The organism is Pelagibacterium halotolerans (assembly GCF_044811015.1).
GTDB lineage: Bacteria > Pseudomonadota > Alphaproteobacteria > Rhizobiales > Devosiaceae > Pelagibacterium > Pelagibacterium halotolerans_A.
On record NZ_CP085243.1, the window covers coordinates 769,342 to 786,596 of the forward strand.

General features: G+C 58.3%; 9 protein-coding genes. 1 reads left to right on the top strand and 8 read right to left on the bottom strand.

Annotation, left to right across the window (positions count from 1 at the left end; all coding sequences use genetic code 11):
* The 8 genes from LG281_RS03840 to LG281_RS03875 all read right to left on the bottom strand — a co-directional run bounded on the left by LG281_RS03840 (position 1) and on the right by LG281_RS03875 (position 15,842).
* Complete coding sequence (locus LG281_RS03840; RefSeq protein ID WP_404404522.1) at positions 1 to 1,089, bottom strand: hypothetical protein; 1,089 nt, start codon at positions 1,087 to 1,089, stop codon at positions 1 to 3.
* A gap of 777 nt (positions 1,090 to 1,866) precedes the next feature.
* Positions 1,867 to 2,391 (bottom strand): toxin-activating lysine-acyltransferase, encoded by a 525-nt coding sequence (locus tag LG281_RS03845; protein ID WP_404404524.1) that lies wholly within the window; start codon positions 2,389 to 2,391, stop codon positions 1,867 to 1,869.
* On the bottom strand, positions 2,391 to 3,737 hold the full coding sequence (locus LG281_RS03850) for an HlyD family type I secretion periplasmic adaptor subunit (RefSeq protein WP_404404526.1): 1,347 nt from the start codon (positions 3,735 to 3,737) through the stop codon (positions 2,391 to 2,393). Before LG281_RS03850 ends, LG281_RS03845 begins: the two co-directional genes overlap by 1 nt.
* A complete protein-coding gene (locus tag LG281_RS03855) occupies positions 3,734 to 5,452 on the bottom strand; it encodes a type I secretion system permease/ATPase (protein ID WP_404404528.1) in 1,719 nt (572 codons plus the stop codon). Before LG281_RS03855 ends, LG281_RS03850 begins: the two co-directional genes overlap by 4 nt.
* A 12-nt stretch (positions 5,453 to 5,464) precedes the next feature.
* Positions 5,465 to 13,810, bottom strand: a complete 8,346-nt coding sequence (locus LG281_RS03860; protein ID WP_404404530.1) for a M10 family metallopeptidase C-terminal domain-containing protein — start codon at positions 13,808 to 13,810, stop codon at positions 5,465 to 5,467.
* Positions 13,801 to 14,052, bottom strand: a complete 252-nt coding sequence (locus tag LG281_RS03865) for a hypothetical protein (protein ID WP_404404532.1) — start codon at positions 14,050 to 14,052, stop codon at positions 13,801 to 13,803. The genes LG281_RS03860 and LG281_RS03865 overlap by 10 nt, the downstream gene beginning before the upstream one ends.
* 57 nt (positions 14,053 to 14,109) lie before the next feature.
* Entirely contained in the window at positions 14,110 to 14,661 is a 552-nt protein-coding gene (locus LG281_RS03870; protein WP_404404534.1) for a hypothetical protein, read from the bottom strand.
* A gap of 218 nt (positions 14,662 to 14,879) precedes the next feature.
* Positions 14,880 to 15,842, bottom strand: coding sequence for a hypothetical protein (locus LG281_RS03875; protein WP_404404536.1), 963 nt, complete (start codon positions 15,840 to 15,842; stop codon positions 14,880 to 14,882).
* 632 nt (positions 15,843 to 16,474) lie between these two features.
* Here LG281_RS03875 and LG281_RS03880 point away from each other — a divergent pair.
* Positions 16,475 to 17,229, top strand: a protein-coding gene (locus tag LG281_RS03880) for an IS5 family transposase (RefSeq protein ID WP_404400331.1) whose coding sequence is annotated in 2 segments (ribosomal slippage) — positions 16,475 to 16,808 and positions 16,808 to 17,229 — 756 coding nt in all. Because the reading frame shifts where the segments join, the coding sequence is not laid out codon by codon here.
* Positions 17,230 to 17,255: the final 26 nt, after the last annotated feature.

Sequence of the window (17,255 nt, forward strand, 5' to 3'; positions counted from 1 at the left end):
CTAGATGACGCGCATCAGAGCGGCGACACGTTCCATTTCGTCGCGCTCGTCGGGCTCCCGGATGAAGGTACCGAACCGATTCATGAAATCGGTCGGAGCCGCGTAGCCACTGAAGGCCATCACCTTGAGAATGTTGACGTCGGCGCCGCCCGCTTCGATCCTGTCGATGACGGCGGCGCGTCGAAAGGCGTCCGGCTGGTACGGCCCGCTGGTCTCGGGGCATTCGATGCCGATGTGTTTTTGCGCGTCGCGCAATTGCCGGGCAATCTCGCGACGTGCCATCGTGGACTTGAGGATCGTCCCTGCCCGGCCCCTGATCCTCACCAGATAGGGGTCGGCGGCGGGCACCGCGGCCGCGAGCCGTGCGGCGAGACCTTCGTCCTCAACGCCGACGGGCCGAGCACGCGCAGCATTGCGCATGTGAACGATCTGGTTGGAATGGCTGTCATAGGTCGCAAACAGCTCCAACCTTTGCGTTATCGGATCATAGCAGTGCGCGGTCAGGGCAACGACCTCGCTCAGTCTCAGCGCGCAGGTGTTCATGAGGTCGAAGGCGAGCGAAACGCCTCCGGTAAAATACTCGGCCAAGGCGCCGCGTTCTCCCCGCGTGGGCGAGAACAGCGGCCCGGGTTTGGGGCGCTTGACGTACCCGTGATCGCTGGCACGGATGGGATTCCTGCGGCATAGCCCGCTCGCGAGCGCAAAATCGAACGCCGCGCGCAGAACGGCAAGGCAAGCGTGGGCCAAATGCGTTGACGGGTCCGGGGCGACGGCACGACGCCACGCCAGCACCTCGTGCGGCGCCAACCTGTCCAACGGGGCAACGGGAGCGTCCGGGATGCACCGGGACAGCCAATAGGCGCAGTTGCGACGTGAGGTTTCGGATCGCGTGGCGTCGACGCGCACGGCGTCGCGATAGAGCGTCACGAAGGCGCGTGTCGACATGGCGGGGCGAAAGATTCCGCCATGCGTATTGAGATCGTGGTGGAGGATGGCGCTGTCGCGATCGGAAAACAGCTTCTGGCGCCTGTTGCCTTGGGCATCGGGATAGTCGGCGACGTATCCGGTTCCTTGCTGCCGAATAGACATGGGGGCTCCTTGGGTTGTGGAGCCACTATGTTGCAAGGAGTTCGTTTCCCCAGACAATCAGAAAGTTCAGCACTTGCAGTGACTTGCATGGAGCGCTTGGCAAGGATTGTGAAGGAAATGAATTTGCGTCACAGAAAGGAATATCCGGAATGACGAGGAATAGACGAAACTATCCTTCCCCTCACTGTAAGCCACTGGATTTGCCAGCTTTTCCCGGATCGACCGCATACGGCCTACGAAACCGTGTTCTAAGGTTCCGGCACCGGCGGGGTCGCTGACTTGTGACTTTTTAAAAATATCAAATAAAATGAGCGACTTAACGGAGGGAACCTTGCAACGCTTGCGTCGTGCGGCAGACAAGGATTAACTTACGTTGTATTTTTGCAACATGCCGCTCAAATATTTGCTCCTGCGAGGGCTCGCGAGCGCGGGAAGAGCTGTCGCAACATGGCGGCGCAGTTTGGCGTGCTCCATTGAGCGTATTGAAATGGGCATAGCGGCCGACGCGAACAGGCTCGATCAGCTCAGGTAAGATCGGCAGACGGCACAAGCCGGCTCTGGAGGGACAACGCGCGAGTCGCTCGTTCGGTCCGGAAGCGCCCATGAAGGGGTTTCGGGCGCCTATGGCCGAACGCGGGGGCAGGGCCAGCCACGTTTCGGTCGGGCGGTTTCCGGGGCTTATAGACGCGGTTTTAAAAAGGATTTTGGGCGCGGACCAACGTAAGCCTCCGCTGAGGAGTGCGCCCGCGAGCTGCAACCTCCTTGGCCGGATGAGTGTCAAGTGTCATCAGATGCCAGGAAATCGAGGTCGTTTACTGCCCCGCCAGCACCCTTCACTCTCGCGCCATAGAACTTCCGTACCCTTTTGGAACCGTTGGCCGCATCAAGGTCAGGAGCGAAGCCAATCTTGTCCGGAAACACGTTGCTCCTTAGGTCCTCCGCGATCTTTGCAGCATGCCCATACGGTGCGATAAAATCGATAAACCACAGGTAATCCCCACCGATCCAGGTGGATATCTGGAAGTCGAAATTGCCGGCCATATAGCCGCGCCCTTCGTCGGCGGTCATAAAGGCCCAACTGACCCAACCGACCGGCCTTTTGGCATCGCGGTAAATGCGGAACTGGTCGAAGTGAATCGCCGGAAGGATCGAGACGGAAAACTCCGATATCGTCGCATCCCTGTGCCGCTCGGAAGCGCGAAAGAGGTCCAGCGCCTCTCCCTGCAGTTGCGCTAGCTTTGCCGCCGGCATTCGATGCAGAAGCCCTTCGTGACTCAATAGGGTCTGACGCATAAAAGTCATTAATCTTCCCTGAAAGCTCGGTATACGGCATCGAGAATGGGTGCGAGCAGGTATTCCGCCATGGTCCGCTCGCCCGCGATCATGAAGACGTCGGCCGGCATGCCGGGCGACAGTTCAACGTCACCGGGAAGTTCGGCCAAAGCAGCCTCCCCGACCTTGAGCCTCGCCAGAAAATATTGCTCACCCGACATCTCGTCGGTCAGAATATCTCCCGACACGGTAATCACCGTCGCATCGAGCTTATCCACTTTCTTTGCCTTAAAGGCCGAAAGCTGCACCTTCGCAAACATGCCGGGCGAGACGAGGTCAATATCTGCAGGTGACACGCGTGCCTCTATGATCAGATCGTCTTCGTCAGGCACTACATCCATCAAAGGAGCTCCCGGAGAGATAACCGCACCGATGGTGTGAACCTGCATATCCAAAACGCGTCCGGACACAGGCGCGCGGATTACCGCACGCGACTGACGGTCCATTAAAGTGACGAGTTCTTGCCGAATGCTCTCTGCGGAGACCTGAGCTTCCTGAAGCTCGCCAAGCAGTGCTGATGCGCGATCATTCCGCATTCTGAGCACTTCGACATCCTGATCGAGTACGGACTGCTCGAGCCGGGCGATCGATGCGGAAAGAGAGCCGATTTCACCTTCGAGAGCAACTTCCGTTCGCGCAAGCGCATTGACCTGGGTTTGTGAACTCACGCCGCGTGCGAGAAGAACTCTCTGCGCCTCGAGGTCGTCCCTTATGAGCGCAAGTTCCCGCTGCTTTGCCTCGAATTGGGCGGACAACCCCTCGATTTCCCTCCGAATCTGCACCTTGCGAGATTCCGAGAGCTGAATGGCGGAATTGATCGACCCGGTGAGATTGAGAAACACATGCAGATGCATATCCGCAAAGCGGTCTACGACGTCAGGAGAAACGTCGAGGTCCGCCGCGATAGCGCTGAAATCCGGTGCGGTCGAGCCTTCATTTTCCGCGTTCAGGCGCGCAATCTGTGCGTTCGTATTGACCAACTGAACCGTGAGCGCATCGATACGCGCGCGTTCCGCCAGATCCTGAACCACAAGTAGAGGTGCGCCCTGAGGTACGGCCTGTCCCTCGGCGACATAGATTTCCGTTACCAACCCACCCTCGAGGTGCTGTACAGTCTTCCGTTCCGAGCTCAGTACAATGACACCCGAAGCGATCGCGGCTGAATTCAAGGGCGCGAGCATGGCCCATGCCGCGAACGCGACCAAAATCGGGATCAGGAACACCAATCCCATCAGCATCGGCCCACGACCGGCCTTTCGCCGATCATAGGAAAACACACGCCATCCCGGCGCAGAAGACGCCGTGCTGTCGCTCATGCCCCCGCCCGATCGATCTTGAGCGGCTGCACCGACGTGTTCGTTCCTGCAAGCGTGTCCATGACTTCCCTGGCAGGCCCGTGCAACGCGACTTCCCCGGCCTTGAGGACGGCGATCCGGTCCATGTGATGCAACAAGGCGGGGCGATGCGCGACCACGACGGTCGTTATCCCTCTTTCCTTCGCGTTACGCATGGCCTGAACGAGCGCGTGCTCACCCTCGGTGTCGAGATTGGAGTTCGGCTCGTCGAGCACGAGGAGTTTCGGTTTCCCGAAAAAGCATCGGGCGAGCGCTATCCGTTGCCTCTGACCGGCCGATAATGCCGATCCATTTGCACCGATGTCAGTTTGATATCCTTCAGGAAGGCCAAGGATAAAGTCGTGCACCTCGGCCAATTGAGCAGCCTCAACGATAGCCCTGTCATCAGCATCATATTGCATCCGGGCAATGTTAAGAGCCACAGAACCGGAAAAAAGTTCAATATCTTGCGGAAGGTAACCAATCGCGGGAGCCAATTGCTCGGGCCGCCACTGGTCTAGCGATGCGCCATCCAGCCTGACCTGACCTGTTGTGGGGGATTTGATCCCGACGAGAAGCCGGCACAGCGTCGTCTTCCCGCTTCCGCTCGGCCCGACAACTCCGGTGGCTCCACCTGCCGGGAAATCAAGCGAAACGCCCTTCAAGAGCCATCGCTTCGACAAGGGGGCCTGATAAGAAGCGTTTGTTAGGCCGAGTGCTCCCGTTGGTTCAGGTAACTCGATGTTGTCGCCGGCGCTGTCCTTGAATTCGAAAACCGGCGTGAGGCGCTTGCGTGCTTTTTTGACGTTCGTCCAACCTTGGTAGATTGCGACAGCGGCATCGAAGGGGGCCAGTGCCTTCCCGGTCAGCATATTGACCGCAATGATCGCGCCCATGGACATCTGACCGTTTATCACCAGCCAGGCGCCGAGGCCCGTGATCAGGATTTGCAGCCCCATGCGAAAAGTCTTGGCCGCACTGGAGATCACAGTGCCAATGTTCCCCGCCCGATAGCTGTCTTCCAGCGCCTTGTTGTTCTCAAGTCGCCAGACGCGTGTTGCAGATGTCGTCATGCCCATGGCGCGCACAACTTCAGCGTTCCGTATGACCGCATCCAGCGATTGCATGGATTTGACCTGCGCATCGCCGGAAGAGGCCAGGAGTTTCGACGGTGCGCGCTGAGCAAGAATGGCAAGGCCGAGAAGAAGCACTGCGGCGATGGTGACCACGATGCCAATCGTTACGTTGATGATGTAGAGAACGATGAAAAACAGAATTGCCCAGGGCGCATCGAGAATGCTGGCAATCGTGGGCGACGCAACGAAGCTCCGCACGGCATTCAGATCGCGGAGGGGTTGCGCGCCGACATTCTGCCGGTGCAGGGCCAGGGGAATGACCTTGCTCACGATTTTCGACGATATCTCGTCATCGAGCCATCGCGAAATCTGCGAGAACACGATGGAGCGCAACGCCGTCAACAGCCCCGAAAACACGACCGAGGCCACAACGATCAGCGTCAACATGACCAGCGTGTTCAGCGACCCGCTCGAAAGCACCCGGTCCAGCACCTGCATCGAATAGATCGGAACTGCCAGACTTAGAAGGTTGATAACCAAACTGAATGCGAGCGCCCCGACCAGGAGAGGGCGGCACGCGTTGAGTGCCGCCTTTACAAGGTCTTCGCCTACGTCCCCCATATTGGCCTGGCCTTACAATTGAAAGTGCTCGGCCGATAGATCGTGATGATCGCCCAAGAGACGCAGTTTAAACTCCGTTCCTTCGAGGGAGACCTCGGTATCGCCGTTTACGACTGCAATTTCGAGGTCATCGAAGACCATATCGAGGTCGCTGAGGTCGATCTTGTCTTCGTTGCGGTCGAAGTCGGCAATGACATCGATCGACGCAGACGTGCTCTCAGCGAGCGCATCGTAGTTGAAGATGTCAGCGCCGGCGCCCCCGTGAAGAAGGTCGGCGCCCGCGCCCCCTACGATTATGTCGGCACCATCGCCGCCAAACAATCGATCGGCGCCACTTCCGCCTGCGAGGAGATCATCGCCCTTGCCGCCGTTAAGGATATCGTTGTGGGCACCACCGACAAGCCAGTCACTACCTTCGCCGCCATCGAGCGAGTCCTTGCCATTGCCGCCGAGAATCCGATCGTTTCCATGCTTACCAAGCAATCGGTCATGACCATCACCACCGTCGATGACATCACCGTTGGTGCCGCCGTCGATATGGTCGTCACCTTCAAAGCCGCCGATCAGATCGCTCCCCGAGCCGCCGTGGATAATGTCGTTTCCGGCTCCGCCAGCGAGAAAGTCAGCGCCGGCCCCGCCATGGACGAAGTTTGAACCCGAAGCATCGAATATAGCATCGCGGTCTTCGTTGCCTTCGAGATAGTCGTCACCATCGCCGCCTTCGATCAGATCAGCACCCGATTGTCCTTCGATGACGTCGTTGCCTGCTTCCCCGAGCAAATGATCGTTACCGGAACCACCCAAGAGGTGATCGTCACCAGCCTGACCGTTGATCCGGTCGTTCCCGGAACCGCCATCGGCAAGGTCGTTTCCGGCCCCAGCCGACAGGGTATCATCCTCGGAATCTCCGAAAAGGCGATCTTCTCCGTCGTGACCGTAGAGATAGTCCTCTCCCGTTCCGCCGTGGACGGCGTCATTCCCGCTATTACCCGAAAGCGTATCGCTGCCGCTTCCGCCAGAAAGAACATCGTTGCCACTATGCCCGACGAGTTCATCGTTGCCATCATCGCCGTGCAATCGGTCGTGCCCCTCGTCGCCAGCGAGATAGTCATTTCCCTGGCCGCCGCTTACCAGATCGTCACCATTCCCGCCATGGAGGCGATCGCTACCGTCGTCGCCGTATATGCGATCATCACCATTGCCACCGGTTCCGGTATCATTCCCGTCACCGCCATGAAGATGGTCATTGTCGTCATGGCCGTTCAGGCGGTCGTCGCCGTCATTGCCGTAAAGAACGTCATTGCCGCTGTGGCCGTCGACAAGATCGTTGCCAGCACCACCTTCGGCATGGTCACTGCCGTTGCCGCCCAAAACGGTGTCGTCACCATACCCCCCGTAGAGCCTGTCGTTTCCGTCATCCCCCGAAAGGTAGTCGTTTTCGGCGCCGCCATTAAGGTGGTCATTCCCGCTACCGCCGGAAATCCGGTCGTAACCCGAGCCACCATCGGCCAGATCATTGCCGCTATCACCCGTTATGTCGTCATTGCCGGAACCACCATAAAGCCTGTCATCATGATTGCCGCCATGAAGGTCGTCGTCGCCGGAGCTGCCATGCAGTTCGTCGGCTCCGTCTTCACCGGTGATGTAGTCATTATGATTACCACCATTGGCGTAATCGTCGCCGGAGCCGCCATTCAGGACGTCGTGACCGTCCTCGCCATACAAACGGTCGTTGCCCTCTCCTCCATTGCCGGTATCATTGCCGGAACCGCCGTAGAGCTGATCGTTGCCGGAGCCTCCGGACAGATAGTCGTTGCCAGACTGGCCTTTGAGCGTATCATCGCCGGCATTTCCATAAAGCCGGTCGTTTTCCGGGCCTCCATCGACGATGTCGTTGCCATTCCCACCGGAGAGTACGTCGCTTCCAGCCTCGCCATAGAGCCTGTCATTACCGTCGTCACCATGCAGAGCGTCGTTTCCGGTACTGCCATAAATGGTGTCGTTATCGTTACCACCCGACACATAATCATTACCACTCTCGGCCCAGATCGTGTCGTTCCCATTGCCGCCAAGAACTTTGTCATCGCCGGCGCCGGCCCAGATTTTCTCGCTCCAGTACGAACCGTGCATCAGGTCATCAAGGGATGTACCGAAAAATTCTCCCGGCCTGACGAGGTTCTTTCTGCACCAGCCGGTGTAGTACTCGTTGTTTTCCAGCGTACGATCAAATCCGCCATCAGGCCCTGTCGCGGTATTAATGCTCCCGCTGCCGACTGCGTTAGTGCCGTAACCTGCATTGCCAGCGCCATATCCCGATGCACCTGCACCGGTTCCAGTGCTTGCATCCGCGCCTGCGGCGTCTGCTACGCCTTCGCCATAATCCTCCGCTGCAATTTTAACATCGTCTTCGAATATTGCGGTTTCTTCCTCGATGACGTCGTCGCCCGCAAGATCATGCAGGATTGGTCCGGCATAGCGGTCGATATCAGGCCGGTTCTCGAAGAAATCGAACTTGAAATTCTCCATCGTCAGTTCGGATTTCTGAACGTTCTCCAGAATAAGGTGCTGATCGTTCCCCAGGGACACCGTAACATCAGCACCTTGCTGCACGACGTCGAATTGATGTACCGACGCATTGTCGACGAACGCAGAGAGGTCAACGACGTCCTGCGACACGTCGAAATCCGCAATCGTATCGATATCGCCAGCATGATCGCCTATTACGAAAACATCAGCACCATCACCACCCGTCAGGATATCGAATCCCGTTCCCCCATCGATGACATCGTCCCCTGTGCTGCCCGTGACGATCTCGTTCAGGGACGTCCCCGTCACTCCAGAGATCTCCCGTAGATCGAATTCAAAATCGCTCTCTGAAAGCACCTCGAAATTGACGTCCTCAATGGTGACTTCCTGGTCTCCATCGAAGGTCAGAACGGAATTTGCGCCCTCCATCGCAAACTCGGCGCCGAAATATTCCATTTGCTTGAAGGAAACGAACTGATTGCCGAAACTCTTGAGATCGATCCTGTCGACGCCCTTCTGGAAATCGGCAATAGTGTCGTGATCACCTGCGTTTTCCGTCAACGCGAATGCGTCTGCGCCATTTCCGCCGACAAGCATGTCGCTACCGATACCATCGTTGATGAAGTCGCCCCCCTCTCCCCCGTTGAGAAGGTCGTCCTCCGATGAGCCGTGAACTAGGTCATTGCCGTCGTTGCCAAACAGCACGTCCTTGCCGGGCCCGCCGTCAAGGAAGTCATCGCCGCCGGCCCCAACCACGATATCATCGCCTGCGAGCGCGAGAACAACATCGTCGTTTTCACTCCCGGTGATGTTGTCGTCGCCGTCCGAGCCAATGATCACGTTCGTCAGATCCAAGGCGAAGTCGTGCGATACAAAGGTGACAGCCTCAATCTTGGGAGAGCCGTCGAACTGATTAACGATACGGATGTGATCGTCAGGATTTGCGCGTGAGCGCAGCAGAAGGTCGTTCCCGTCCTTCTCGAGTACAATGTCCTTTGGCTCAAACTGCGAGCTCAATTCGATCTTGTCGACCCCGTTGACGTCCTCGATGGTACCACGCAGGCCCGCCAGGTCGATCCTGTAGAGGTCGTTCCCCTCACCACCGTCGAGACGCTGGATACCTCGACCCGATATCAACGTGTCGGCATCCGCGCCGCCGGACAGATCATCGTCACCATCGCCGGCATCCAGTACGTCCGAGCCCGCACCGCCTTGCAGTTGGTCGTTGCCCGCGCCGCCAGTGAATCGATCACCTCCGGCCCCGCCCAGCACGGTATCGTTTCCGGTGCCACCATCGACGACATCGCCTTCCGTATCACTCGCGATAGAAACGAACCGGTCGTTGCCTTCGCCGAGCGTGACCGTATCGGCTCCCTCGTGATCGCTGACAAAATCATTGCCTTCACCCGCGTTGATCCGGTCCGCACCGGCACCCCCAAAGAGTTCATCATTGCCGCCGCCGCCGTCGAGAAGGTCGTCGCCAAAGCCCCCATCGAGCGCATCATCACCGTCGCCGCCATCCAGCCTGTCATTGCCGGCCTCACCCTTCAGCGCGTCGGCACCATGTCTGCCCCAAAGCGTATCGTCGCCAGCGCCTGCATGGACAATATCGTCCCCCGCCCCGGCGTCGATCGTGTCGGCACCCCCGGTACCACCTTGTTTGGCGTCGCCGTATATAATGTCATTGCCGCCGTTGCCGTTGAGCGCGTCGTTGCCGGTGCCACCTTCGAGCTCGTCGTTTCCGAAACCGCCCGACAACACGTCGTCTCCGGACCCGCCGAGAAGCGTGTCGCTATCGGTACCGCCGAAAAGGACATCGTTGTCCGAGCCGCCAACGAGCACGTCCTTGCCATCGCCACCCGAGAGCGTGTCCGCACCGATCTCGCCCAAAAGCGTATCGTTGCCCGCTCCGCCATCGACGATATCGTTGCCTAATCCTGCCTGGACGATGTCATCACCCGAACCTCCACCGATATCATCATTGCCTGCGCCACCATTGAGCATATCGCTGCCAGCACCGCCGCGCAGGATATCCCCGCCATCACCGCCGTTCAGAACGTCTTTGCCATCCCCGCCGTACAGGGCGTCATCCCCGTCATCCCCGGAAAGAACGTCTTCGTCATCGCCGCCATACAGCGCGTCGTTGCCGTCTCCGCCGCTGAGATAATCAGCGCCACCCTGGCCGTAAACGATGTCGTTGCCGACTCCTGCGTTGACGATGTCCTGCAGGGCAAAATCGTCCGCGGTTTCTCCATCGTTCCCGTCAGGATTACCGGAGTCCCCGGCATAGATTACATCGTCGCCATCTCCTGAAGAGACAACGTCCGCACCCGCCCCGCCATAGATCGTATCGTTTCCGCTCCCGGCGATGATGCGGTCGTCGCCATCGCCGCCATAGACGTCATTATTGCCGTCCCCGGCAATAATCTGGTCATTGCCGGCACCACCGTAGATCCTGTCATCCCCGGCGCCCACATTTTCGATGATCGGGTTTCCGTCAGCGTCGAGCGATGAGGCCAAACCGTCACCGTAAAGGACGTCGTCGCCGGAACCGCCATTCAGCATGTCATTGCCAAAACCGCCGTAAGCCACGTCTTTGCCCGCGCCAGCCTTGATCTCGTCGTCGCCGCCGCCAATTGTCACGAGAAGCTGACCCGGCACACCTTCGGCCTCGTTTTCCTCCGTATCCGGGTCGTCGACAGGTGCCTCGTAATCCGAAGACAGGTAATCAAAGGCACCGTCTTCGATCTCGGCCTTGAGGTCGGCATCCGTATCCGCAAGCCAGGCCATGAAAGCCGCGAAGACCGGGGCGGTCTCGCCTTCAAGCCCCGCCACCAGCGCACCTTCGACGGAGGATACCTTGGTCGTGAGCAGTTCCCCGAGCGTCAGCGCCCCAGCGAACGGCGCCACCGATAACGTCGTTGTTGCCTGATAGACCTTGTTGATGCCCAGTTGCTCCTTGAGCGCGTTCGAGGTCCGAACCTTGGTCTCCAGCCATGTACGGATAGCGGCCGTGACCGCCGTGTCCCTGAGCACGACCATCTTGTCGCCGTGAAGGACATCGGCGCCCGTACCGCCGTGGAGTCTGTCGGCCCCAGCGCCGCCATCGACGACGTCGTCCCCCTTCCCGCCATCGATGAAGTCATCGTGCGCGCCACCGACGACGACGTCGTCGCCGTCCTGCCCCAGCAGGATATCGTCGCCAAAGCCGCCGTCTACGAAGTCGTCACCCTGGCCGGCAAACGCGCTGTCATTTCCGGCGCCGCCGAGCAGGACATCGTTGTGGGTGGCGTCGGGATCGTCCGTGGTATTGCCCGTTCCGCCATCCTCTTCGGCGCTTTCGTCCTCGTCCGCTCCATCCGCGTCGGCATCGGGTTCCCCCTCCTCGCCCAACCGCGAGACATCGCCGCGCTGTGTATGGTCCACCTCTTCCTCATCGGACCTGCTGTCGCCATAAAGAATATCGTTTCCGTCTCCGCCCGAGACGATATCGTTACCGGCGCCGCCATCGACAACATCGTGACCGCTTCCGCCCAGCGCGGTATCGTTCCCCGCGCCGGCCTCGAGGGTGTCCGTGCCCTTGCCGCCGGTGAGAAGGTCGTTCCCGCCATGGCCTCCCAGACGGTCGTCGCCATCCCGGCCATGCAGTTCGTTGTTCCCGGACGAGCCGATCAACGCATCATGCCCGTTCGACCCAATCAGGTCATCATCCGCCCCCGGACGCGCGGCATAGATATAGCCCCCGGAGTTCTCCGTGATGTACACGCTCAGCGTGCCGTCCGCGTTCTCCTCGATATGGAACAGGGGCGGCGGAGGCGTGAACAGGCCGCCGAACAGACTGCTGATCACACTTCCCAGGATGCCGCCCAAAACGGGGCCCAAAGGTCCTAAAGCCGGTGTGAGCGCTACGCCGATGCTTTGGCCGATATAGGTTGTAGCGCCCGCGATGGCCGTTTGCAGGACGGTCTCTCCGAAATCCTCGAAACCATGATCGATAAGATTGGAGAAGAACGTGACCGCAGCGGAAACCGCCGCCGCGCCGGCCGGCGTGAGGTGGGCCGTTTTTGCGATTTCACCGGAGCCCGCCAGGATGGCGGAGGGAACCGTGTCAGCGGCCCAATCGAACTGCTTGACCACTTCGGTTACCGCGAATCGGATCGATGCGTTGGCTGCAAGCTTGGCATAATCCGACCCGTCCAGCTCGCCGCCACTCAGAGCCGCGACCACTGCAAACTGGATAATGGCACCCTTTATCGCCTGCCCTGCCGAGCTATCGAAGAACTTAAGCTCGTCGATAATCGGCAATCCCGTCGCAGCGTCGATATCCAGGATGTCCGCGTTGAGATCGAAGACGTCGGCGAGAAAGTCCACGCCCAGATTGACCGCCAGCTGAACGGCATAGCTTTCGGCAACCTCCTCAAGATCACCGCCCATGACGAGGTCCGCAATGATCTGCGGCGCGAAGCTCTGGATATACCCTGGAATATTGTCCAGCGTATCGCCGACCGCCTCGCCCAGCACCTCCGCGCCCTCGAGGGTCATACCGACATAGTCGCCCAGGGGCGTAGTGGTTCCGTCGGCGTGGATGACCTTGAAATCCTTGTCGAGGAAGTACATGAACTTCCCGTCCCCGACATCGATCAGATGGACCCGCCCGTCCGGGAACATGTTTTTGAGAATACCCGCTTCCTTCGCCGAGATGGTATGATCCGAAAGCGTGCTCTCATTATGCACGCGCACCCCGCCCGCGACATAGGTATGCAGGTCCGCCACCTCGAAATTATACGTCGCCCAGCCCCCGTCCGGCATGGGCTTGAGGGCGGCGTTGCCGGAAGCGGCAAGTCTTGACGAGGCCTCTTCAAAAAGGTGCGCGGTACTGGCGCCATAAACAATGGACCGCACAGTCACACATTCAACCGCGCCATCCGCCAGCACGATCCGTGCCAGGCCCGCGGCGTTCACCATGTCGCCGATCTTGCGGAAATCACCTTCAGGCGTCAGGAACGCGTGCCCAGGCGTCACAACAAGGGGCGCGCGACCGTCCTCGAACGACAGTTCCAGCCATTCTTCCGTGACGTTGGAAAACAACCGCACCACCGCGCGCGGCTCGAGCCCACCCAGCCCGTTGAAGGCCATAACCATATCGCCGGGCCGGACCGCCTCGATCGGCATCTCCGTACCATCGGCAAGCAGGACAGGCGTACCGGCGGGGAAACATTGACCGTAGGCATCCCCAAGCGTCTCTTTAATTTGCTGGAATTGGTCAAACGACACACTCTCTTGAGTCGCTTGTTGCAGGCCCATCCAGAGATAGATGTCATCGGTGCTCATATCGCCGGTTGCAACGGCTTCGATGAGTTCACGATTGTCCAGATATTCCTTTGGAATATAGCTGCCGAGATCGGGCCGGTAATCGACCATCCCCTCGCGCTCGAGCAGGGCGCCTTCCGAGGCATTGTAGAACCATACGGAGAAGGCTTCCCTTTCCGCACCGCTCAATTCCGACCAGTTGCTGACATGCTGCGCGCCCCATTCCAGCGCCGCTTTCACCTTCAGGGCCGCGAAATTGGCCGTTGCCGGACTGTCGCGATCAAGCAGATCGCTCACCAAGCTCGTATAGTCGGCATTGTATTTCTTGATCCCCAGTGGATCACTGTCGGGATATTGCGTGTTGTAACCTTCGAGCAGGCGAAGCGCCGTGTAAACCTGGATATTGCCGTCGCCGATGTCGCGCATTAGCCAGGCGTCGTCATGCCGCGCCTTATCCCAGGCGTTCACTGAATCACGGAAGTCAGGGCTTTGCGCTTTGAGCCACGCATATGCTAACGCCATGCGCTCATGCCCGCCAAGAACCACATGCGAAACCCAATCGGCGACAATACCCCCACGGCGGCGCCAGGCCCGTTAGTATAATAATCGTTCACCTCTTCGAGGATCGACCCGACTACCGCGGAACTGCCCACGCCGTAATTCGAAAACCCCAACGCCAACGCGGCATACTGCGCCGCAGCTGCGTGATCGGCCCCGTAAAGGGCAATATTCGGAGCATAAATTTTCGGGTCAAGATCACTCATTTCGCATTCCCACCTAATTAGAGCCACATATTTTACTGATTTCTATACAGACAAACTCTATCCTGACAAAAAATACACAGCCAACATCGAAACAAAAATATAGCCAATTACCAACAATGAAGAAAATATAGCAAACCAAACAGAGTTTCGCAAAGAATACCCCACAAGGTAAATTGCCACAAGAAACGAAATATTTATTGTGCTATAGCACACAGCAACAAATAAGATAGTTACACTTAATACAAAGTCATATGAATAACTACTTGCATCGTAACTATTCTGTAATACAGTGCCAAAAAAATTACCCGCAACTGCCGCCGCATACGCATGTATGCCGCTAATACGGTAAAACAGTATCCTGTCCTTGCGGATGACCGAGATAACAGCCCCTGTCGCAGCAACCAGCATGGGAACGCCAAACGCGAGACTGGTTAACAACCAAGACGGCGGATCGGAGCATTTTTCCGCACACCATTGCCCAAACGCCCTGAATAGGGCCTCACCCATCCCAAACGGCTCAACCCGCAGAAAAATGACGAACAGGACAACGCCGATCGACAGCCACACATCGAACGGCAATCGGAACCGACGCATTTCTGAAACGCCCACTCTACACACTCAAATCAACTCGCTCTGCCAGATTTCGAATCTACGCGATCAACGGACCTGTCGTACCGTTCATTCGACCGCCCCCCCCCATTAACATAACCACCGCCGACAATGCCTCGGAGGCGATCAGGCTGATGCCCACAAATGAGATACCGCCCTTCAAAAGGGAGACCTCTCTTTCTCTGCCCACGACGGCGCGCCTCAATGTTGCATTAACGCTACGTCAACTCGGCAACCGGGCGTCTGGCCACAATCGTGCGCATAGCGGATAGAAACTGCGGCAATCGGCCAGCCTTCTCCCGGCTCCCCGACAGGTCGACGCGGCTGGTTTCGCAGGAATTGAACATGTCGTAGCTCAGTTCGAAAACGTCATGGATGCCGAAGCCTGCCGGATATTGGGTCACCCCCACACTCCCGATCGCGTCGCCGACATGCTGGGCATAGTCTGAAAAGACCTCGATGACCTGGGTGAGCAGTTGGCCCTCGAGCGCGCCTTCGGTAACGTGGCGCCCCTCCTGCGTGAAGAGCAGATACTGGCCGCTCTCGGTCTGAATGATGGTATCCGTATCCGGGTCGATAATCCCCGCATCGACAAGCGCATTCAGCGTGGTTTCCGTGACGACGTTTTCAAGGCACCGGTTGTGCACGCGTACCCCGCCCGCGACATAGGTATGCGTTCCTTCGACTTCGAAATTGTAGGTCGCCCACGCGTCCTGCGGCCGGGGCTTGAGCGCCAAATGGCCCTGGGTACATACGGCAGCGGCCGCCTCGTATTGCCCCGCGGTTTCACGCGTCCACCGCACCAGCCGCGCCTTGGCCGATACGGTCCGGCCGTCGACAAGGACGATCTCGGCATGGCCATTGGCGTCGATCAGTTCGGCAATCGGCGCGAACGTGCCATCGGCCGTCAGGAACGGATGACCCGGCGTGGCCGTCAAGGTTTGCTCCGCGCCGTCCGCTGCCGCATAGCTCAGTTCAACCCAATCATGGGTCTCACCCCTGAACGTGCGCGCCACCCGGCCCGGAACGAGCCCGCCATCCGCGCCGTAGGACACGACCATGTCCCCCGCGCGAATATCGGCAATCGGTTTGCGCGTACCATCCCACAGGGCGATGGGTGTGTCGGCAGTGAAGCAATGTTGCCCATCAAAGCCCGCATGAGGAGCTATGCCCGCAGCCATATCAGCAGCAAGTTGAGGGTCCCCTATGCTCCTGAATAAGGTTTCCGACTTGCCATCGGGAGAATAAATAGTCACCTTTACTTTTACATTTGGATATTTTGCGTCTCCCGGAAAATTCTCCGTTGCTATTACAGCTCCACTTGGCATTACGGTTATATTATTATAGGATGAAAGATTGGATCCATCATCTGCTAGGACGAAACCAGCGCCAATTCCAAATAAATCCGTGCCCACACTCGCACCAATTACCGGCAAGATATCCCCTTGCTCGGTAATAACTATTCCCACATCTACAATTCCAATTAACCCGCTTATACTTGCTGTCATTCCATCGTTTCCTGTACCGAATGCAATATCTGCACCCGAAACAGATGTAGAAAATTCAGCGCCTTCGCTGGTCCACCGTCCCGTATTTGGATTGAATTCCGAGCCAAAATTGTATATTCCCAATTTTATCTCAAAATACCCATGGCTATTCAAAACACCATTTCGGAATATTTTTGTTCCATCGCTGAATTCCGCAATCAACGGCCCCTTGTCTAAATTATCCACCACATCCATCCTTCACTAGGCTCAGGACCTATTAATTTGATGTGAGATGTGATTCAGGGTCTCCGATGAAGGAGGTCCTGATGAGTGATTTGTTTCTGTTGAGCGAGCGCCAGATGGCGCGGATATCACCGTATTTCCCGCTTTCCCACGGCATTCCGCGGGTTGACGACCGGCGGGTGGTTAGCGGCATCATCTACGTGATCAGGAACGGCCTGCAGTGGAAGGACGCACCAAGCGGGTATGGCCCGCACAAGACGCTCTACAATCGCTTCATTCGCTGGAGCCGGCTGGGCGTGTTCGACAGGATCTTTGCAGCGCTGGCCGGCGAAGGGCCGCAACCCGAGCGCATCATGATCGACGCCACGCATCTGAAGGCCCACCGCACCGCGGCGAGCCTTCTTAAAAAGGGGATGTTCCCCGTCGTATCGGGCGGACGAAAGGCGGGCTGAACTCCAAGCTGCACGCCGTTTGCGACGCCGAGGGCCGGCCGCTGATACTGCTTTTGAGCGAAGGCCAGATGAGCGACCACAAGGGCGCCAGGCTCTTGCTCGACGTGCTGCCGTCCGCCGACAGCCTGCTTGGCGACAAGGGTTACGACAGCAATTGGTTCCGCCAAGCTCTCGCTGACAGGGGCATCGAGCCATGCATTCCGCCGACCAAAAGCCGCAAGCAGCCGATCGACTACGACAAAGCGCTCTATCGCCAGCGCCATAGAATTGAGAACATGTTCGGCAAGCTCAAGGACTGGCGGCGCATCGCTACCCGCTACGATCGATGCGCTCACACCTTCTTTTCAGCCATCTGCATCGCCGCAACCGTCATCTTCTGGCTCTGATTAACGAGTCCTGAGCCTAGCTAACG